The 18,291-nt window shown below is 68.0% G+C and carries 18 protein-coding genes; 10 read left to right on the top strand and 8 right to left on the bottom strand.

Translation table 11 applies throughout. From position 1 onward, the window contains the following. Nucleotides 1-16 precede the first annotated feature (16 nt). On the top strand, nt 17-1,087 hold the full coding sequence (locus Y900_RS22145) for an NAD(P)H-dependent amine dehydrogenase family protein (protein ID WP_036344554.1): 1,071 nt from the start codon (nt 17-19) through the stop codon (nt 1,085-1,087). A gap of 97 nt (nt 1,088-1,184) precedes the next feature. Further along, nucleotides 1,185-2,912 carry an Hsp70 family protein gene (locus Y900_RS22150; RefSeq protein ID WP_036344555.1) on the top strand — a complete coding sequence of 576 codons (1,728 nt, stop codon included), beginning with the start codon at nt 1,185-1,187 and terminating at the stop codon, nt 2,910-2,912. Here Y900_RS22150 and Y900_RS22155 read toward each other — a convergent pair. After that, nucleotides 2,909-4,015, bottom strand: coding sequence for a class I SAM-dependent methyltransferase (locus tag Y900_RS22155; RefSeq protein ID WP_036344556.1), 1,107 nt, complete (start codon nt 4,013-4,015; stop codon nt 2,909-2,911). The two genes, Y900_RS22150 and Y900_RS22155, sit on opposite strands and share 4 nt — an antisense overlap. Nucleotide 4,016: 1 nt before the next feature. Beyond that, nucleotides 4,017-4,256 (bottom strand): LapA family protein, encoded by a 240-nt coding sequence (locus tag Y900_RS22160; RefSeq protein ID WP_036344557.1) that lies wholly within the window; start codon nt 4,254-4,256, stop codon nt 4,017-4,019. A gap of 101 nt (nt 4,257-4,357) precedes the next feature. On the opposite strand from Y900_RS22160, the gene Y900_RS22165 reads away from it, so the two are divergent. Both Y900_RS22165 and Y900_RS22170 read left to right on the top strand, forming a co-directional pair. Then, complete coding sequence (locus Y900_RS22165) at nt 4,358-5,080, top strand: SHOCT domain-containing protein (protein ID WP_036344559.1); 723 nt, start codon at nt 4,358-4,360, stop codon at nt 5,078-5,080. Between the two features lie 11 nt (nt 5,081-5,091). Then, complete coding sequence (locus tag Y900_RS22170) at nt 5,092-6,246, top strand: zinc-binding dehydrogenase (RefSeq protein WP_036344561.1); 1,155 nt, start codon at nt 5,092-5,094, stop codon at nt 6,244-6,246. Here the strand turns inward: Y900_RS22170 and Y900_RS22175 are convergent. Next, nucleotides 6,243-6,866 carry an MBL fold metallo-hydrolase gene (locus Y900_RS22175; protein ID WP_036344562.1) on the bottom strand — a complete coding sequence of 208 codons (624 nt, stop codon included), beginning with the start codon at nt 6,864-6,866 and terminating at the stop codon, nt 6,243-6,245. The two genes, Y900_RS22170 and Y900_RS22175, sit on opposite strands and share 4 nt — an antisense overlap. Continuing rightward, nucleotides 6,863-7,948 (bottom strand): S-(hydroxymethyl)mycothiol dehydrogenase, encoded by a 1,086-nt coding sequence (locus Y900_RS22180; RefSeq protein WP_036344564.1) that lies wholly within the window; start codon nt 7,946-7,948, stop codon nt 6,863-6,865. The genes Y900_RS22175 and Y900_RS22180 overlap by 4 nt, the downstream gene beginning before the upstream one ends. A 69-nt stretch (nt 7,949-8,017) precedes the next feature. Between Y900_RS22180 and Y900_RS30425 the strand changes: the two genes are divergently transcribed. The 4 genes from Y900_RS30425 to Y900_RS22200 all read left to right on the top strand — a co-directional run bounded on the left by Y900_RS30425 (nt 8,018) and on the right by Y900_RS22200 (nt 10,894). Beyond that, complete coding sequence (locus Y900_RS30425) at nt 8,018-8,971, top strand: tetratricopeptide repeat protein (protein ID WP_131536248.1); 954 nt, start codon at nt 8,018-8,020, stop codon at nt 8,969-8,971. A 10-nt stretch (nt 8,972-8,981) separates the two neighbouring features. Further along, nucleotides 8,982-9,809, top strand: coding sequence for a serine hydrolase domain-containing protein (locus Y900_RS22190; protein WP_036344565.1), 828 nt, complete (start codon nt 8,982-8,984; stop codon nt 9,807-9,809). A gap of 108 nt (nt 9,810-9,917) precedes the next feature. Continuing rightward, nucleotides 9,918-10,430, top strand: coding sequence for a DUF3145 domain-containing protein (locus tag Y900_RS22195; RefSeq protein ID WP_036344566.1), 513 nt, complete (start codon nt 9,918-9,920; stop codon nt 10,428-10,430). 29 nt (nt 10,431-10,459) lie between these two features. After that, a complete protein-coding gene (locus Y900_RS22200; RefSeq protein WP_036344567.1) occupies nt 10,460-10,894 on the top strand; it encodes an SRPBCC family protein in 435 nt (144 codons plus the stop codon). On the opposite strand, the gene Y900_RS22205 is transcribed toward Y900_RS22200, so the two are convergent. Further along, nucleotides 10,891-11,793: a diacylglycerol kinase gene (locus Y900_RS22205; protein WP_036344568.1), complete on the bottom strand. Its 903-nt coding sequence runs from the start codon at nt 11,791-11,793 to the stop codon at nt 10,891-10,893. The two genes, Y900_RS22200 and Y900_RS22205, sit on opposite strands and share 4 nt — an antisense overlap. Further along, complete coding sequence (locus Y900_RS22210; RefSeq protein ID WP_051660450.1) at nt 11,790-13,367, bottom strand: FAD-binding oxidoreductase; 1,578 nt, start codon at nt 13,365-13,367, stop codon at nt 11,790-11,792. Before Y900_RS22210 ends, Y900_RS22205 begins: the two co-directional genes overlap by 4 nt. Before the next feature lie 50 nt (nt 13,368-13,417). Between Y900_RS22210 and Y900_RS22215 the strand changes: the two genes are divergently transcribed. Continuing rightward, nucleotides 13,418-13,999 (top strand): TetR/AcrR family transcriptional regulator, encoded by a 582-nt coding sequence (locus Y900_RS22215; RefSeq protein WP_036344570.1) that lies wholly within the window; start codon nt 13,418-13,420, stop codon nt 13,997-13,999. Next, nucleotides 13,996-15,531, top strand: a complete 1,536-nt coding sequence (locus Y900_RS22220; protein WP_036344571.1) for a glycerol-3-phosphate dehydrogenase/oxidase — start codon at nt 13,996-13,998, stop codon at nt 15,529-15,531. Before Y900_RS22215 ends, Y900_RS22220 begins: the two co-directional genes overlap by 4 nt. Here Y900_RS22220 and Y900_RS22225 read toward each other — a convergent pair whose 3' ends face one another. Both Y900_RS22225 and kasB read right to left on the bottom strand, forming a co-directional pair. Next, nucleotides 15,532-16,953, bottom strand: coding sequence for an acyl-CoA carboxylase subunit beta (locus tag Y900_RS22225; protein WP_036344573.1), 1,422 nt, complete (start codon nt 16,951-16,953; stop codon nt 15,532-15,534). Between the two features lie 54 nt (nt 16,954-17,007). Beyond that, nucleotides 17,008-18,279: a 3-oxoacyl-ACP synthase KasB gene (gene kasB, locus Y900_RS22230; RefSeq protein WP_036344574.1), complete on the bottom strand. Its 1,272-nt coding sequence runs from the start codon at nt 18,277-18,279 to the stop codon at nt 17,008-17,010. Nucleotides 18,280-18,291: the final 12 nt, after the last annotated feature.

Below are 18,291 nucleotides of genomic sequence, written 5' to 3' on the forward strand. Positions count from 1 at the left end.
GGGCTAGCCTCCGTGCATGGCCAAGCGTGTGGTGATCTGGGGTACGGGTTTCGTCGGCCGGATGGTCATTCCTGAAGTGCTGGAGCATCCCGACTTCGAACTGGTCGGCGTGGGCGTCAGCAACCCGGCCAAGGTGGGTGTCGACGTGGGGGAGATCTGCGGCATCCCCCCCGTGGGCATCGCGGCCACCGACGACGTCGACGCGCTGATCGCACTCAAGCCGGACGCGCTGGTGCATTACGGCCCGACCGCGGCGCAGGCCGATGCCAACATCGACCTGATCGGCCGCTTCCTGCAGGCCGGCATCGACGTCTGCTCGACCGCGATGACGCCGTGGGTGTGGCCGAAGATGCACCTCAATCCGCCCAACTGGATCGACCCCATCACCCGGGCGTGCGAAGAGGGCCAGTCGTCATGCTTCACCACGGGCATCGACCCCGGCTTCGCCAACGATCTGTTCCCGATGACGCTGATGGGCCTGACCTCCCAGATCACGTTGGTCCGCGCCTCCGAGTTGCTGGACTACACCAACTACGAGGGCGACTACGAGTTCGAGATGGGCATCGGCCGCGAACCGGAGTTCACGCCGCTGCTGCAGAACTCCGACATCCTGGTGTTCGCCTGGGGCGCGACGGTGCCGATGATCGCCTACGCCGCCGGCATCGAGCTCGACGAGATCACCACCACCTGGGACAAGTGGGTCACCCCCACCGAGCGCAAGACCGTCAAGGGCGTCATCCCGGCCGGCCACGTCGCGGCGGTCCGCTTCACGATCAACGGCGTCTACAAGGGCGAGACCCGCATCCAACTCGAGCACGTCAACCGCATCGGTCAGGATGCCGCCCCGGATTGGCCGTCGGGCACCCAGGACGACGTCTACCGCGTCGACATCCAGGGCACTCCCAGCATCTTCCAGGAGACTGCGTTCAGGTTCACCGACGGTTCCGGGCGCGACGCTGCGACCGCGGGCTGCCTGTCCACCGGGCTGCGCGCGCTCAACGCCGTACCGGCCGTCAATGACCTGCCCCCGGGCTGGGTCACCCCGCTGGACCTGCCCCTGATTCCGGGCCGCGGCACTATTCGCTGAGTAACGTCCGGCGGCTTCGGATCGACATCTTTGGTGAATCCGAAGACTGGGGCTACCCGCCTGCTCACGTTGCAGGCTGGTGCCCGGATTGGACGACATGACAGACCCAACACGGCCGGCGGTCGGACTGTCGGTCGGCGCCACCACACTGGCCGCTGTCACCCCGGATAACGCCGTCACCGGTCCTGCCGTTGTGACGCTGCCCAATGGCGCCGTGATCACCGACTTCGTCGACCGCGTCGGCGACCCGGTCGGGATCGTGGCGCCCGACGGCTCGATGCATCATGCAGAGACTTTGCTGGCCGATGCGCTGAGGTCGCTGGCTTACGCCGCCACGAGTGGCCGACCGCTGCCGCCGACCGCCGCGATCACGTACCCCGCGCACTGGCGGCCGGCCGCCGTGGACGGGCTGCGGCGCGCGATCCGGCAGGTTCCCGAGTGGTCGGGCGAGGAGCCGCTGTTCATCCCCGACACCACTGCCGCGCTGACCGCGCTGGCCGCCAATCCCGGGCTGCCGACCCGCGGTGTGATCGCGCTGTGCGATTTCGGCGGCACCGGCACGTCGATCACCCTCATCGACGGCGCCACCTCTGCACCGATCGCCCCGACCGTGCGGCACCTCGACTTCTCCGGCGACCTGATCGACCAGGGCCTGCTGGCGCACGTGATCGCGGAACTGTCGGTAGGCGGAACGCTCGACGTGACCGGCACATCGGCGATCGGATCGCTGACCAGGCTGCGGGCCCAGTGCCGAGCGGCGAAGGAGCGGTTGTCGACCGTCACGGTCACCGCGCTGCCCGCGGAGCTGCCCAACTTCCGCGGCGACGTCCGGCTCACCCGCACCGAGCTCGACGGAGCGATGGGCCACGCGCTGAACGACTTCGTCGCGGTCGTGCAAGATACCCTGGCCCGGAACGGGGTGCGGCCGAGCCACCTGGCCGCGGTGGCCTCGACCGGCGGCGGCGCGGCGATCCCGGTGATCACCACGACCCTGTCCGAGCATCTGCGTGTTCCGGTGATCACCACTGCCCGCCCCTCCCTCACCGGCGCCATCGGCGGAGCGCTGCGGGCCGCCCGCGGGCCGGCCGACGACAGCGCCACGGCGTTGGCCCCGGCGGCCCCGTTCGTCCCGGTGGCGCCGTTCGAACCGGCGCCCGGCCCGGCCACCGGTGCCGCGCTGGCCTGGTCGCAGGCGCCCGACGTGCCGGACCTCGAGTCGGCGGTGGATCCGCTTCCGGTGGCTGCCGCCCGCCCGCTACTGGATTTCGAGCCGGACCAAGAGCCGGAGGGGGCCGCTGCCGCCGCGCCCGCGTGGTACCGGCGACCGATGCCGGTGGTCGCCGCCGCACTGCTGGTGATCCTGATGGCCGGTGCGGGAACGGCGGTCGCGCTGAGCGCCGACAGCAGTCCCGACCCGGTGACCCCCACCCCGAGCGTTACCACCACTCCGCAAGCCGCGCCCGCCCCGGCCGCGCCGACCGGCGAGCCGTCGTCGGCGCCGGTGCAGAACCAGGCGGTGCAGCAGGCGCCTGCGCCACAGACGGCGGTGCAGCAGGCACCCGCACCGGTGACCGTGGTGCAACAGGCGCCAACACCGCCGCCGGTCACCACCGAGGCGCCCCCACCGCCGCCTGTCACCGAGACGCAGACGACCACGGTCGTCACCACCGAGGTGTCCACGCCACCGCCGGTGACGCAGACCGAGACGCAGACGGTCCCGCCCCCGACGCAGCAGCCTCAACAGCCGCCGCGGTTCATCCCGACCATTCCGCCGATCCCGACGATTCCCGGTCTGCCGCAGATATTCGTGCAGCCGCCGGCCTAGGCGGTGCGACGCCGCTTCTCCAGCACGACAAGCCCCAGCGGGATGGACATCCGCGCCGGTGCCGCCGCCAGCTGAGCGGCCAGGGCGGCGTGAAGTTGGTCGACGAATTCGCGCCGGCGCGTGCTGCGCCGGTCGCGACCCGCCCCCGCCTCGGCGTCCACTGCGGCGGCGAGTGTCGGAAACATCGAACCGCGAAGGAAGTCAGCCCAATTCGCGCCGAGGGCGTCGGCGTCCTTGTCGCTCTGGAACTGCGACCAGAATCGGTCCTCGCCGTCGAACAGTTCCACGTCCTCGATCGAGAGACCCTCGAATCGCCCGGACGGGTGAAACGGCGCCCGAAAGTCCTTCTCGTCGCGGCCCGTCGACGGGATCGACATCCGACGCATTTCCTCGGCCGTGATCAGGCCATCGCGGACGAACTGGTGCAGGGCCGTCATGATGGCCTCGAAGGCGGCTTCGAATCCGGACGTGCCATCCGGCTTGAGGCCGACGGTCAGCACCAGCAGCCGACCCCCTGGCGCCAGCTCCCGACCGCGGAAGGCGACGAAGTCGCGCCAGTCCTCCGCGGCTTGGCGGGCGTATGCGCGGCGGGCTTCCCCGTCGGCGCTGTAGGAGATCTCGACGTGATCGGGGATGGGCATCGGCACCCGGCGCAGCCACTGGACCGCCCAGGAACTCCAGCCCAGCGCGATGCTGTCCGACGGCAGGATCTGGCTGTAGAACGAGCGGCCCACCACCGAGGCGTAGGTGGCCGAGTCCTTTTTCAGATAGCTGTCCTGATCGTCGGCCAGCGTGCTGAACAACGTGGTGAAGTCGTTTCCGGGCACGTCGGTGTGAGCCACCAGGATGGCGTGGTCGGAGCGGGTGCGCTTGCGGATGACGGTGATGGCCGCGCCGATCGGAAGCAGCGAGTTGTACCCCGTTGCCGCGCCGTAGTCGACGATCGCGATGGGCTGCGGTGCCCGGGGAATCGCGACGATGCGCGCGGCTTCTTCGAAACGTGCTGTCGCGGTGCGTAATCCGGCTGCCTGCAGGCGTGACGACTCGGTATAGGTGTGGCTGCCCATCGGCTGAGGGCGCACCACGATGCTCGATTCGCGCACGTCAGTTCCTGCGGCGGCGGTGCAACAGCAACCCGACCAGCAGACCCACGACCGCCATCGCGGTCAGCAGCAGCCACATCGGCGATTCGACGGTGATCCACAGGACGTGCACCCGTTGGCGGTCGCGATTCTGGGTGATGAAGACTGCCGCCAGGACCACCAGGATGATGGCCAGCCAGTAGCGCAGAGCGAACCGCCGCACCGCACCTCCGGTGGGCTTATCGTCGTCCTCCCTGGACATCGCAACCTCCCCGTTGGGTCAGAGGCTTGACGTTAGTCGCTGGCCGCGGATTCGGCGGAGAAGTCCGGCCGCGGCGCTTGCGGCGTGACACACTTTCCGCCATGGCCGGCACCAAGACTGTGTCCCGCATCCTGATGGCCTCGGGGATCCTGATGATGGTGGTGGGCGCCGTCGGCTTCTTCGTCGTGATGATGCTCAACGCTTTCGTGCTCGACGAATTCGATGCCTATGGTGAGGTGCCCGTCCCGGGATCGGGTGAGGTGCAGCTGCCGGCCGGGCAGGCGCAGATCAGCTTTCACACCTCGGTGACCGGTTCGCCGTCGAGCGGATTCCCGCTGCCCACCTTGCGGCTGAACATCGTGCCGCCGGACGGTGTTGCCGACCCGGTGCTGACCGAAGATCACGGCACCTTGACGACGGTCAACAGCGACACCCACATCCGGATCTGGACGGCCGAGATTCCCGCCGCAGGCACCTACCGGATCCGCACCGAGGGCCAGGTGAACGGCTACATCAACCCGCGACTGGCCTTCGGCAAGGAAAGCGGCTCCGGCTACCTGCCGTGGGTCTTTGCCGGCGTGTTCGGGCTGGGCCTGGTGGATCTGATCGTGTCGCTGGTCCTGCGTCGACGCCGGGTCACCGACCCGCCGTTCGCCTTCGTCGCCGACGCGCCGCCGCAGCCCTTCAATGCGACCGTTACCTACCCTCCGTCAGACCAGGGGGTGCGCCTCGAGCAGCTGAAAACGCTCGCGGCACTGCGGGATTCCGGTGCGCTGACTCAAGCTGAGTTTGACGCAGAGAAGCGCCGGATTCTCGGCGAGTAGGCTCGGACGCCGTGAAGGCTGTCAGCTGCGTGCACGGAAACTTGTCGGTGGTCGATCTGCCCGCACCCGAACCGGCCCACGGCCAACTGGTGCTCGATGTCGCCAGCTGTGGCATCTGCGGATCGGACCTGCACGCCAAGGGCGATGCCGACGAGGTGAGTCGCACTACGGCGGAGATGGGCTACCACCACTTCATGCGCAGCGATACCCCGGTGGTGATGGGCCACGAGTTCGCCGGGGAGGTCGCCGAGCGCGGGCGTAAGACGCCGAAGGCGTTCAAAATCGGAACGCGCGTGGTGTCCTTCCCGCTGGTCCGCGCCCACGGCGGCGTGCACCTGACCGGGCTGTCCCCGCTCGCGCCCGGCGGATACGCCGAGCAGGTTCTGGTGCAGGCGGCGATGACGTTCGCGGTGCCCAACGGGCTGTCCCTGGACATCGCGTCGCTGACCGAGCCGATGGCGGTCGCACTGCACGCGGTTCGGCGAAGCGAGATCACAAAGCGCGACACCGCTATCGTGATCGGTTGCGGGCCAGTCGGTTTGGGCATCATCTGCCAGCTCAAGACGTTGGGGGTGAGCACCATCGTCGCCAGCGACTTCTCGGCAGGCCGCCGGGAGCTGGCCGCCCGCTGCGGTGCGCACATTGTGGTCGACCCGAAGGTGGACTCGCCTTACGAGCAGGCCGGATCGGCGGGCCTGACCGATGCCACGGCGCTCTACGAGATGGGTATGAGCGCCATGGAGAAGCTGCGGAAGCTACCGGGCTGGCAGCACGTCTACCGCGTTGCCGACGTATTGGGCGCTGCCACGCCCAAGCGGCCGGTGATCTTTGAATGCGTTGGTGTGCCCGGCGTGCTCGACGGGATCGTCGGCGCGGCCCCGCTGAACTCGCGGGTGGTCGTGGCCGGGGTGTGCATGGGCACCGACCAGCTGCGGCCGTCCATGGCCAACGCCAAAGAGATCGACCTGCGATTCGTATTCGCCTACACGCCATTGGAATTCCGCGACACCCTGCACATGCTGGCCGACGGCAAACTCGACGCGTCTGCTTTGGTCACCGGCAAGGTCGGGCTCGGGGGTGTCGCGGCGGCCTTCGATGCGCTGAGCGACCCGGAGGTACACGCGAAGATCCTCGTCGATCCCCGCAGCACCGCTACGGTGCCCTAAGACCCGTTCTTGACCCAGTCGTCGTAGTTCACCAGTTCGTCGCCGATCCGCGTGGTGTCGCCGTGGCCGGTGTAGACCACGGTGTCGGCGGGCAGCTTGCCGAGCTTGTCCTTGATCGACCCCAGGATGGTCGGGAAGTCGGAGAACGAGCGACCGGTCGCGCCGGGACCGCCCTGGAAGAGGGTGTCGCCGGAGAACACCGCGCCCAGGGCCGGGGCGTAGAGGCAGGTGGAGCCGGGGGAGTGTCCCGGGGTCGCGATCGCGTGCAGCTCGATGCCGTCGGCCTTGAGTACCTGGCCGTCCGCTAAGGTGCCGAACTGCTTGTCGCCGTGCGTCATCCGCCACAGCATGTCGTCGGCCGGATTCAGCAGAATCGGCGCGTCGAGGTCGGCCGACAGTTGCGGCGCGACGGTGATGTGATCGTTGTGGCCGTGAGTGCACACCACCGCGACGACGTGGCGGTTGCCGACGGCGTCTTCGATGGCCTTGGCGTTGTGGGCGGCGTCGATGACGATGACCTCGGAGGAGTCACCGACGATCCAGATGTTGTTGTCGACTTCCCAACTGCCGCCGTCGAGTTCGAAGCTGCCGTGGGTGACCACCCGCTCGATGCCGCTCACAGGATCACCACCGAACGCAGGACTTCGCCGGCGTGCATTTTGTGGAAGGCGTCTTCGATGGCATCGAGGCCGATGCGTTCGGACACGAATTTGTCCAGCGGCAGGCGGCCCTCGCGGTAGAGGCTGATCAGGGTGGGGAAGTCCCGTTCGGGCAGGCAGTCGCCGTACCAGGACGACTTGAGCGATCCGCCCCGGGAGAAGAAGTCCACCAGGGGCATGTCGAGGCGCATATCCGGGGTCGGAACACCCACCAACACAACGGTTCCCGCGAGATCGCGGGCGTAGAAGGCCTGCTTCCAGGTTTCCGGGCGCCCGACGGCGTCGATGACCACGTCGGCGCCGAAGCCGTCGGTCAGGTCCTGGATGGTCTCGACCGGGTCGAGATCCTTGGCGTTGATGGTGTGGGTGGCGCCGAACTCGCGCGCCCACTCCAGCTTCTTGTTGTCGGTGTCGACGGCGATGATCTTCTTCGCGCCGACCAGAGCGGCGCCTGCGATCGCGGCATCACCGACACCGCCGCACCCGATGACCGCGACGGTGTCGTCGCGGCCGACGTTGCCGGTGTTGACCGCCGCGCCGAGTCCGGCCATCACGCCGCAGCCGAGCAGGCCCGCCACGGCGGGGTCGGCCTCGGGATCGACTTTGGTGCACTGTCCTTCGTGGACCAGCGTTTTGTCGGCGAAGGCGCCGATACCGAGCGCGGGGGTCAGTTCGGTGCCGTCGGTCAGCGTCATCTTCTGGGCGGCGTTGTGGGTGTTGAAGCAGTACCAGGGGCGGCCGCGCTTGCAGGCGCGGCACTGCCCGCACACCGCGCGCCAGTTCAGGATCACGAAGTCGCCGGGCTCGACGTTGGTCACTCCGGCGCCGACCGACTCCACGGTGCCGGCGGCCTCATGGCCGAGCAGGAACGGGTACTCGTCGTTGATCCCGCCTTCGCGGTAGGTCAGATCGGTGTGGCAGACGCCGCAGGCGATGACATCGACGACCACCTCGCCGGGACCCGGGTCGGGGATCACGATGTCCACCAACTCGACGGGCTGCTTCTTCGACCGGGAGATCACCCCGCGCACTGTCTGACTCATGGGCCAAACACTAGCGCGGCGGATGCCGAATGTGCCGTGCGTGTCCCGTTGGGGAGCTACGGTGAAGGCTTGTTCACCGCGATCCGTCAAACCCGGTCCGACCTGCTGGTCACCGCCCGCGCCGCGTACCGCGGCGGCGATTTCGAGACCAGTTATGCGAGCTTTTCCCGGGCCGGTGCGGTCGGCCCGCTGACCCTGGACGATCTCGATGCGATGGCGACGTCGGCGGGGCGGCTCGGGCACGGCCGCGAGGCGATGCGGATGGGCGAACTCGTCTTCCTGCGGCTTGTGCGGACCGACCCTAATGCGGCGGCGGGCAAGGCGGTCGAGCTCGGCTCGGCGTGGTTGTCGAACGGTGAGGTGGCCGTCGGTGAGGCATGGATCCGCCGGGCACGCGGACTGCTCGCCGATGCGTCGCAGGTTGCCGTGTCTGCCCGGCTGGCCCATCTGGAAGCCGTGCTGACGGCGCTCGGTGACGATGCCGATCTTGCCGCGGAACGGTCGGCGGTCCTGCGGGAGATGGCACTGGAGCCCGGGACGTCGGTCATGGGGCAGGCGTACCACCGGCTCGGTGATATCCGGCGCCGCCGTGGTGACGTGGATGGGGCGTTCGCGGCGTACGCCCGAGCGCTCGAATCCGGCGTCGTGCCCCAGCCGGGAGAAGCGCTATTGCGCTGTGCGCTGGGGGATGTGGACACCGCGAGAGCCCAGGTGCGGGCGGCGATCGCGACGTCGGACTCGCGGGAGCTGCCGCGGCTGCTGCGCGGAGGCGTCGAAATTGCTTTGGCTGCAGGCGAAGTGGATGAGGCTGAGGGTTACCTGCGTGAGCTGGAGTCTGCTTACGGCGACGACACGGTGTTGCGGGGGGCGGTGCTGGTGCGCCGTGGCCGGTATCGCGAGGCACTGACCGTGTTGCGGGCGGCGCTGCGAGAGCCGCGGTTGCGGCAGTCGGCGGCCGCACGGGCCGAGGTCCACGCGTGGATCGAGCGGGCCTACGCCGGTCTGTTGACCGCATCCGCGTAGCCTGCTCGGGATGGCCACGCCACTCGACTCGATTGCTGACTGGCCGGTTTCGGCCGCCTCCGCCGCGGTGGTCGGGGCGACCGGGGTGCTGGCCGAGTACGGCGACGTCACGCACCAATTCCGGCTCGCGTCTGTGACCAAGCTGCTCGCGGCGCGCGCTGCGCAGGTGGCGATCGAAGAGGGTGTGGTGGAGCTGGACACCCCGGCGGGCCCACCCGGCAGCACGGTGCGGCATCTGCTGTCGCACGCCTCGGGGCTGGCGATGCATTCCGCGGAGGTGATGGCAGAGCCCGGCAAACGCCGGGTCTACTCGAACTACGGCTTCCAGGTGCTGGCCGAGACGATCGAACGGAACTCGGAGATCGAGTTCGGCCGGTATCTGGCCGAGGCTGTCTTCGAACCGCTCGGCATGGCGGGGTCGCGACTGGAGGGCGGCGCGGAGGCGGCCGGCTACGGCGGGGTGTCGACGGTGGCCGACCTGGAGGCGTTCGCGGCGGATCTACTGGCTCCGAAGACAGTGTCGGCGCAGCTGCACGAGCAGGCGATCAGCGTGCAGTTTCCGGGTCTGACGGGGGTGTTGCCCGGGTTCGGGGTGCAGCGGCCCAACGACTGGGGGCTGGGTTTCGAGATTCGGGACGACAAGTCACCGCATTGGACCGGCTTCGCGAACTCACCGCGGACGTTCGGTCACTTCGGCCAGACCGGCACCTTCATCTGGGTGGAGCCGGAGCTGGCGTTGTCGCTGGTAGTGCTCACGGATCGGGATTTCGATGAGTGGGCCAAACCGGTCTGGCGGGCGATCTCTGATGAAGTTCTGAGAGTGTACGGAGCGCACTAGCGCAACACAGGCCCCACAAGGCACAATAGACACGCACGACACTATTGCAACTCGGTCACACCAGGTCGTTGGGGAAGACGTCCCTCGTAGAGCCGAAGGAGCAAGGTGATGCGTGCGTCGAACCAGTTCGCCGATGCGACGACTGGCGTGGTGTACATCCACGCCTCTCCCGCAGCGGTGTGCCCACATGTCGAGTGGGCGCTGTCGTCGACCCTGAATGCCAGGGCGAATTTGAAGTGGACCCCACAGCCGGCCATGCCTGGGCAGCTGCGGGCGGTGACCAACTGGGTTGGTCCCGTCGGCACCGGTGCCCGACTGGCGAACGCGCTGCGCTCGTGGTCGGTCCTGCGGTTCGAGGTCACCGAGGATCCCAGTGCCGGCGTGGACGGCGAGCGGTTCTGCCATACGCCGCAGCTCGGTCTGTGGGCAGGCACGATGAGCGCCAACGGCGACATCATGGTCGGCGAGATGCGCTTGCGGACCCTGATGGCCTCGGGCGCCGACACGCTGGCTTCCGAGTTGGACTCGGTGCTCGGCACGGCCTGGGATGAAGCGCTCGAGCCGTATCGCGATGGCGGTGACGGCGGCGAGGTCAGCTGGCTGAGCAGGGGCGTCGGCTAGTACGTGCTCAGGCGCCTAACCTGAGTCGCATGGTCCATCTCCACGTTGAGAAGACGATCGCTGCACCGGCCGACAAGGTCTTCGCATGGTTGGCCGACCCGGCGAATTTGAAGACCGCACCGCTGATCGTCACGGCTGAGTGGGCGCGGGATTCCCCGCCCCCGGGCCTGGGCGCGATCCGAACCGGCTTCGCGATCGGCTTGTGGTTCCGCGAGGAGATCATCGCCTTCGACCCGCCGCACAGCTACACCTACCTGATCGTCGGATCGGTTCCCGCGTTCGACCATGAGGGTGGCACGCTGACGTTCACCCACGAAGGTGATGGCACTCATGTCGACTGGGTGAGCACCTACACTCACCCGATTCGTGGCGGCGGCAAGGCGATGGAGACGCTCAGCGCGAAGCTGTTGCCATGGAACTTCTCTGCTGTCCTCGACGCGTGCGCGAAAGCGCTGGAACCTTAGACAGGTTCCGGGACGAGAAGTTTGAGCGCGGCGGGAACCGCCGAAATCTCGGCGGGCAGCGGGCAGACGTAGTCGCCGTCGGCATAGGCGTTGATGCCGGGGGAGTCGACCGTGATTGTGCGGGCCCGGTAGGTACTTACTTCGTCGAGGTTCACATGCGTGCCCTTGAACACCGTGGGAAACAACCGAATCAGCTTGGTGCGCGAGGATGCGCGCACGATCGTGATGTCCAGCAACCCGTCGGAGTGATCGGCACCTGGACAGATGAGCATGCCGCCGCCGTAGCTCCGGGTGTTGCCGAACGCGGCCAACGTCAGGTCGGCGACGATCTCTCGCTCGCCGTCGAGCACCAGCCGAAAAGGCAACGGCCGCAACTGGGAAATCTCTGCCACCAGCGCGACGTTGTACCGCATCCGGCCGTGCGGCCAGCTCATCCGATTCACTCGATCGCTGACCAGCGAGTCGAAGCCCGTCGCGGCGACCGTTCCGAACCACGTACTGGACTGGTCGGCACCCTTGATGTGCCCGAGGTCGACGGTCTCGGTGTGCCCGGCTGCGATCACGTCGACCGCAGCCACCGGGTCTGCCATGGGTAACCGGTACTCGCGGGCGTGGTCATTGCCGGTGCCGGCCGGCACGATGCCGAGCGGAATATCGGTGCGCGCCAGCGCCTGGATCGCCAGGCGGATCACACCGTCGCCGCCGATCACCACCAGCGCGTCCGTCTCACGGGTCAGCGCCTCGTCGACCAGCTGACGGGCGTGGGCAGCGTCGCGTCCGACGATTCCGGTCACGTCGATCCCGAGTTCTTGGAAGCGGGCGACCGCCAGTTCCCCGGCATGGGGCGCATTGCCGTGACCGGACTTGGGGTTCGTCAGGACCGTGACGCGAGAGATCATGGAATCAGCTTGCCCGGGTTCAGGATTCCCGCAGGGTCGACAGCCTGCTTGACCGCCCGTAGCACCTTCGCGCCCAGCTCACCGATCTCCGCTCCCATCCACGGCCGATGGTCCGCGCCGACGGCATGGTGATGGGTGATAGTGCCGCCAGTACGCGAAATCGCATCAGAGGCAGCGACTTTGGCTGCAAGCCATTGCCGGGTGACATCGCCGCGCTGGCCCGCGACCACGGTGAAATAGAGCGACGCGCCGGTGGGATACACATGCGAAATGTGGCACATCACCAACGCCGGTGTCCCGCTTTCGGCCAGCGAAGATGTCAGCGCGTCGGTGACCGCAGCCTTGAGCGCCGACAGGTTGGACCACGTGGTCGCCGTCTCCAGCGTCTCGCACAAGGCCCCCGCCGCCAGCAGTGAGTCGCGCAGATACGGTGCGTCGAAACGGCCATGCTCCCACGCGCGCGCAGGAGCCTCGCCCAGGGAGGTGCCGCCCTGGGCCTGCAGAACCGCGCGGGTCTCGGCATGCCGGCTCTCGGTGTGCGCGGCGCTACCTTCGAACAAGGTGATGCCCAGGCAGCCGCCGGTGATGCTCTGTTCGCCGATGCTCCCGGTGGTGGCCAGGTTCACGCCGGTCTCGGCTTCATCGGACAACCGCACGACGGTGGGTCCGGTGCCGATCTGGGTGACCGCCCGCAGAGCGGCTGCGCCGGTGGCGAAGTCGGGGAACGACCACGCCTCGTAGCGCACCGTTTCCGGGACGGGATGGACTCGCAGGCGCACCCGCGTGATCACACCGAAGACCCCCTCGGAACCGGAGAAGAGCTCCCGAAGATCGGGTCCGGCCGCGGTCTCCGGCGCCCGGCCGAGGTCGAGCACGCCGACCGGGGTGACCACCGTCAACCCCCGGATCATGTCGTTGAATCGGCCGTAGCCGGCGGAGTCCTGCCCCGAGGACCGGGTCGCGGCGTACCCGCCGATCGTGGCGAACCGGAAGCTCTGCGGAAAGTGCCCGAGCGAGAAACCGTGTTCACCGAGCAGTCGCTCGGCGTCCGGCCCGGTTACCCCGGCGCCGAGTTCGGCCTGCATCGAGGTCTCGTCCAGCGAGTGCAATGCGTTGAGCCTGCGCAGGTCCAGTGCGATGACGGCGGCGAAGTCGCCGCGGATCGGGTCCAGTCCGCCGACCACGCTGGTCCCGCCGCCGAACGGCACTACGGCGATGCCGTGCGTAGAGCAGTAGCGCAGGACGGTGGCGATTTCGTCCTCGGTGCCGGGCAGTAGTACGGCGTCGGGCGCATCCTGATGGGTTTGCTTGCGGCGCAACAGGTCCAGAGTGGACTTGCCGCCCGCGTACAACAGCCGGCCGCGGTCGTCGGTACGCACGTGTTCGGCCCCGACGAATTCTGCGAGCGCATCGCGGTGCGCGTCCGGCAATGCCGACGGGCGCACCTCTACCTCGTCGATCGAGGGTGCGGGGATCTCACTCGCGGTGACGCCGAGCGCCTGCTCGAGCAGCGCCTTGATGCCGTCGGAGAGGGGCTTGGCCGCTTCGGGATCGCCCCAGGCATTCCAGGCCATCGGGGGAACAAGGGTGCGGGCGTCATCGCTCATGCGTTACAGTATTACAGATGCTGTCAATCAGTAACGACGAATCGGTGGACATCGGCGACCGGATCATGGCCGCCGCCGCAAGCTGTGTCCGGGACTTCGGGGTCGAGCGGGTCACGCTCGCCGAAATCGCACGACGAGCCGGTGTCAGCCGTCCGACGGTGTATCGCCGGTGGCCAGACACCCGCACCATCGTGGCTTCGCTGCTCACCGAACGGATCACCGGTACCTGGCGCGCCGTCGCACCGGGGGCGGCCGGCCGCGGCGGCCTCGTCGAGCGGATTGTCGAGGTGGCCCGTCGCCTACGGGACGACGAACTGATCACCTCGGTGCTGCGATCAGCCCCGGACTTGGCGATGACGTACATCGCCGGACGGTTGGGCACCAGCCAGCAGATCCTCATCGACCTCCTCGTCGACGCACTGCGGGAAGCCCAGGCCGACGGCAGCGTGCGGACCGGCGATGTCCGTCAGTTGTCGGCGATGGTGCTGCTTATCGGTCAGTCCGCGATCCAGTCCGCCCAGATCGTCGAACCCATCCTCGACGCCGACGCCCTGAGCGCCGAGCTGTCGCACGCCCTGAACGGATACCTCGCCCCATGAGTGACCTCACCGCCCTCAACGCCACCCGCCGAACCGCCGACCTGACCGAACTCGGCGACGGCGCCCAGGTCGACGTCGTCGTGATCGGCGGCGGCATCACCGGGACCGGCATCGCGCTCGACGCCGCCAGCCGCGGCCTGTCCGTGGTGCTGGTCGAAAAGCATGACCTGGCGTTCGGCACCAGCCGGTGGAGTTCCAAGCTCGTGCACGGCGGGCTGCGGTACCTGGCCACCGGCAACGTCGGGATCGCGCGGCGCAGCGCCATCGAGCGCGGCATCCTGATGACCCGTAACGCCCCGCACCTGGTGAGCGCCATGCCGCAGCTCGTTCCCTTGCTGCCATCGATCGGACGCGGTCAACGCGCTTTGATCCGAACAGGTTTCGTGGCCGGTGATGCGCTGCGGATCCTGGCGGGCACCACGTCGTCGACTTTGCCTCGATCACGGCGGGTTGGTGTGTCGCAGGCGTTGGGGATGGTCCCGACGATTCGACGGGAAGGTCTCGGCGGCGGACTGTTGGCCTATGACGGTCAGCTGATCGACGACGCCAGGCTGGTGGTCGCCGTGGCGCGTACCGCCGCCCAGAACGGCGCACGGATCTTGACCCGGGTGTCGGCGGCGGCCGCCAGCGGCGCCTCGGTCCGGTTGATGGACGAAATCACCGGCGAATCGCTGGATGTGAAGGCCCGCGCGGTGATCAACGCGACGGGAGTGTGGGCCGGCGAAGTGGACGCGGCAATCAAGCTGCGGCCGAGCCGGGGAACGCATCTGGTGTTCGACGCCGGCTCGTTCGGGAATCCCACTGCGGCGCTGACCATTCCGATTCCTGGCGAGGTCAACCGCTTCGTTTTCGCGATGCCCGAACAGCTCGGTCGCGTCTATCTCGGGCTGACCGACGAGGACGCGCCAGGCCCGATTCCCGATGTGCCCGAACCGACACCGGACGAAATCCGCTTCCTGCTCGATACGGTCAACACCGCGCTGGGGACAGCGTTGACGACCGCAGACGTCAAGGGCGCATACGCGGGGTTGCGCCCGTTGATCGACACGGGTGAGGGCAGAACCTCTGACTTGTCGCGCGAACACGCCGTGATCGAGTCGAGCAACGGCGTGTTCAGTGTGGTGGGTGGCAAGCTCACCGAATACCGGCACATGGCTGAGAGCGTCCTCGACCGCGCCCTGGCGGCACGTGCGATGACCGCGCAGCCGTGCCGGACCCGGAACCTCCCGCTCGTCGGCGCGGCCGCCAATCCCGTTGCCACGCTGCGTACAACCAGCGATCTGCCGGGCTCCCTGGTGGCTCGTTACGGTGCCGAGTCGCCCAATGTCATCGCGTCGGCGCGGTTGAGCAGGCCCACAGACCAGGTAGCCGACGGAATCGACGTCACCCGTGCGGAATTCGAGTTCGCGGTTACCCACGAGGGCGCGTTGAGTGCCGACGACATCCTCGACCGGCGCACCCGGATCGGCCTGGTGGAGGTCGACCGGAACCGTGCGCTCGCCGCCGCGCAGGAGTTCCTGGCCACCGCCTGACTACAGCGGGATGTTCTTATGGCGTCCGCGCCGGGCCGGTGCCTCGGCGAGGGCCTGCGTCAGCTTGCTGCGGGTGTGGGCCGGGTCGATCTTCTCGTCGACCACGCCGATCTCGACCGCACTGTCCACGCCGCCAGCGATCCGCTCATGCTCGGCCGCCAATTCCTCGTGCAGGGCTTCGCGTTCGTGATCCGGGGCGGCGGCCAACTTCTTCTTGTGCAGGATGCCGACAGCGGCCTTGGCGCCCATGACCGCGACCTCGGCATCCGGCCAGGCGAACACCTTGGTGGCGCCCAACGAGCGCGAATTCATCGCAATGTAGGCCCCGCCGTAGATCTTTCGCGTCACCAGGGTGACCCGGGGAACCGTTGCCTCACCGAAGGCGTGCAGCAGCTTCGCGCCGCGGCGGACCACGCCACCCCACTCCTGGTCCACACCGGGCAGGTAGCCGGGGACGTCGACCACGACGACCAGCGGGATGCCGAAGGCATCGCACAGCCGCACGAAACGCGCGGACTTCTCGGCGCTTTCGGAGTTCAGGCAGCCGCCCAGACGCAGCGGGTTGTTGGCGATGACGCCGACGGTGCGACCCGACAGCCGACCCAGGCCGACGACGATCGACGGTGCCCACTTGCCCTGGAATTCCTCGAACGGGGTGTCCGCATCCAGCAGTGCCTCGACCAGCGGGTGCACATCGTAGGCGCGGCGGGCCGATTCCGGCAGCAGCGCGTGCAGGTCGGTGTCACCGGCTTCGGCCTTGCTGCGGTCGAAATGTCCCTGCTGAGAGAACAATCCGACCAACCGGCGACCGCGCTCGTAGGCGTCGAGTTCGGAGTCGGCGACGATGTGGCACACGCCGGACTTCTTATGGTGGGTATCGGGGCCGCCGAGGGAGGCCATGTCAACGTCCTCGCCGGTCACGCTGCGCACCACGTCGGGTCCGGTGACGAACACCCGGCCCTCCTGGGCCATGATGACGATGTCGGTCAGGGCGGGGCCGTAGGCCGCGCCGCCCGCGGCGAAGCCGACCACGACCGAAATCTGGGGGATGTAGCCCGAAGCGCGGATCATGGCTTCGAAGACCAGCCCCACCGCGTGCAGCGCTTTGACGCCCTCGGCCAGTCGCGCGCCGCCGGAATGCCAGATGCCCACGATCGGGCTCTGCTCCTCGATGGCGGTGTCGTAGGCGGTGACGATGTGCTGGCAGCCCTCCACGCCCATGGCGCCGCCCATGACGGTGCCGTCGGTGCAGAAGGCGATCGTGCGCACACCGTTGACGGTGCCGGCGGCGGCCAGCACACCGGAGCGGTCACGTTCGTGCAGCAGCTGCACGCTGCCGTCGTCGAAGAACGTGGACAGCCGCAGCAGCGGGTCGCGAGGGTCGAGGGATTCGCCGACCGTCTCAGGGGCCATGATCGTCATCTAAACCTCCATAGTGCGCGGATGTCGGTCAACGCTGTCGAGAGTCACTGGAGCTCAGTACTTCCCGAAGGCGATCGCGACGTTGTGACCACCGAATCCGAACGAGTTGTTGATCGCGTACTGGTAGTTGCCTGGCCGGGGTTCACCGGCCACCACGTCCAGATCGATCTCCGGATCGAGGTTCCGCAGGTTGAGCGTGGGCGGCACAACGCCGTCCCGCAGCGCCAACACGGTGAGGATCGACTCCACCGCGCCGACGGCGCCCACCGAGTGACCCAGCGCCGATTTGGGCGCGTAGACGGCTGGCCGGTGATTGCCGAGCGCATTGTTGATCGCCTTGCCTTCCGCGACGTCACCCACCTGGGTGCCCGTCGCATGGGCATTGATGTGATCGATGTCAGAGGGCTCGAGACCCGCGAGCTGGATTGCCCGGGTGATCGCGTGTCCTGCCTGCTCCCCGTTCGGATCGGGCGCCACGATGTGGTAGCCGTCCGAGGTGATGCCTGCCCCCATGATGCGCGCGAGGATGTTGGCCCCGCGGGCCTTGGCGTGCTCCTCGGTCTCGATGACCAGGAGCGCACCGCCCTCGCCGAAGACGAACCCGTTGCGGTCCTTGTCGAACGGGCGGCATGCGCCGGCCGGGTCGTCATTGGTGGTGGACAAGACAATTCGCATCTGAGCGAAGCCGGCGATCGGCACCGCTTCGATCTTGGTCTCGACCCCACCGCACACCGCGATGTCGGCTTCACCGAGAACGATCTGTCGCCATGCCTGGGCGATTCCCTCCGACCCCGAGGCGCACGCCGAGACCGGGGTGATGACTCCGGCCTTGGCCTTGAGTTCGAGGCCGACGGCTGCTGCGGCAGCGTTGGGCATGTACATCTGAACCGCAAGCGGCGACACCGCTTTAAGGCCTTTGGCGCGCATCCCGTCGTAGGCGAACACCAATTCCTCGGTGGAGCCCATGCCGGTGCCGATCGACACCATCAGCCGCTTCGGATCCACCTCGGGTGAACCGGCGTTCTGCCACGCGCGCCGACTGAGCACCGTGGACATCTTCTGCAGATAGGACAGCCGACGAAGTTCGACGCGAGTCAGCTCACCGTCGAACTCCTCGACCAGATGCCCCCCGATGCGGACAGGCAGGTCGTACTTCTCGACGAATTCGTCGTTGAGAAGCCGGATCCCGCTCTGCCCGTCCAACAGCCGCTTCCACGTGCTGTCGGCATCGGATGCCAGGGCGGTCGTCATCGCAACACCCGTGACGACCACGTTGGGGAAGCCGTTCCCCGTCGATAAACGCGACAAACGCGTCAACCCTGCCATTGCTTTCTGCTA

The organism is Mycolicibacterium aromaticivorans JS19b1 = JCM 16368, from assembly GCF_000559085.1.
GTDB classification, from domain to species: Bacteria; Actinomycetota; Actinomycetes; order Mycobacteriales; family Mycobacteriaceae; genus Mycobacterium; species Mycobacterium aromaticivorans.

Coding starts and splice junctions, on each gene's coding strand:
- Y900_RS22150 (WP_036344555.1), top strand. CDS start 1,185: ATGACAGACCCAACACGGCCGGCGGTCGGACTGTCGGTCGGCGCCACC.
- Y900_RS22225 (WP_036344573.1), bottom strand. CDS start 16,953: ATGACGATCATGGCCCCTGAGACGGTCGGCGAATCCCTCGACCCTCGC.
- kasB (WP_036344574.1), bottom strand. CDS start 18,279: ATGGCAGGGTTGACGCGTTTGTCGCGTTTATCGACGGGGAACGGCTTC.
- Y900_RS22190 (WP_036344565.1), top strand. CDS start 8,982: ATGGCCACGCCACTCGACTCGATTGCTGACTGGCCGGTTTCGGCCGCC.
- Y900_RS22165 (WP_036344559.1), top strand. CDS start 4,358: ATGGCCGGCACCAAGACTGTGTCCCGCATCCTGATGGCCTCGGGGATC.
- Y900_RS22145 (WP_036344554.1), top strand. CDS start 17: ATGGCCAAGCGTGTGGTGATCTGGGGTACGGGTTTCGTCGGCCGGATG.
- Y900_RS22205 (WP_036344568.1), bottom strand. CDS start 11,793: ATGATCTCTCGCGTCACGGTCCTGACGAACCCCAAGTCCGGTCACGGC.
- Y900_RS22220 (WP_036344571.1), top strand. CDS start 13,996: ATGAGTGACCTCACCGCCCTCAACGCCACCCGCCGAACCGCCGACCTG.
- Y900_RS22160 (WP_036344557.1), bottom strand. CDS start 4,256: ATGTCCAGGGAGGACGACGATAAGCCCACCGGAGGTGCGGTGCGGCGG.
- Y900_RS22210 (WP_051660450.1), bottom strand. CDS start 13,367: ATGGCCTGGAATGCCTGGGGCGATCCCGAAGCGGCCAAGCCCCTCTCC.
- Y900_RS22180 (WP_036344564.1), bottom strand. CDS start 7,948: ATGAGTCAGACAGTGCGCGGGGTGATCTCCCGGTCGAAGAAGCAGCCC.
- Y900_RS22215 (WP_036344570.1), top strand. CDS start 13,418: ATGCTGTCAATCAGTAACGACGAATCGGTGGACATCGGCGACCGGATC.
- Y900_RS22195 (WP_036344566.1), top strand. CDS start 9,918: ATGCGTGCGTCGAACCAGTTCGCCGATGCGACGACTGGCGTGGTGTAC.
- Y900_RS22200 (WP_036344567.1), top strand. CDS start 10,460: ATGGTCCATCTCCACGTTGAGAAGACGATCGCTGCACCGGCCGACAAG.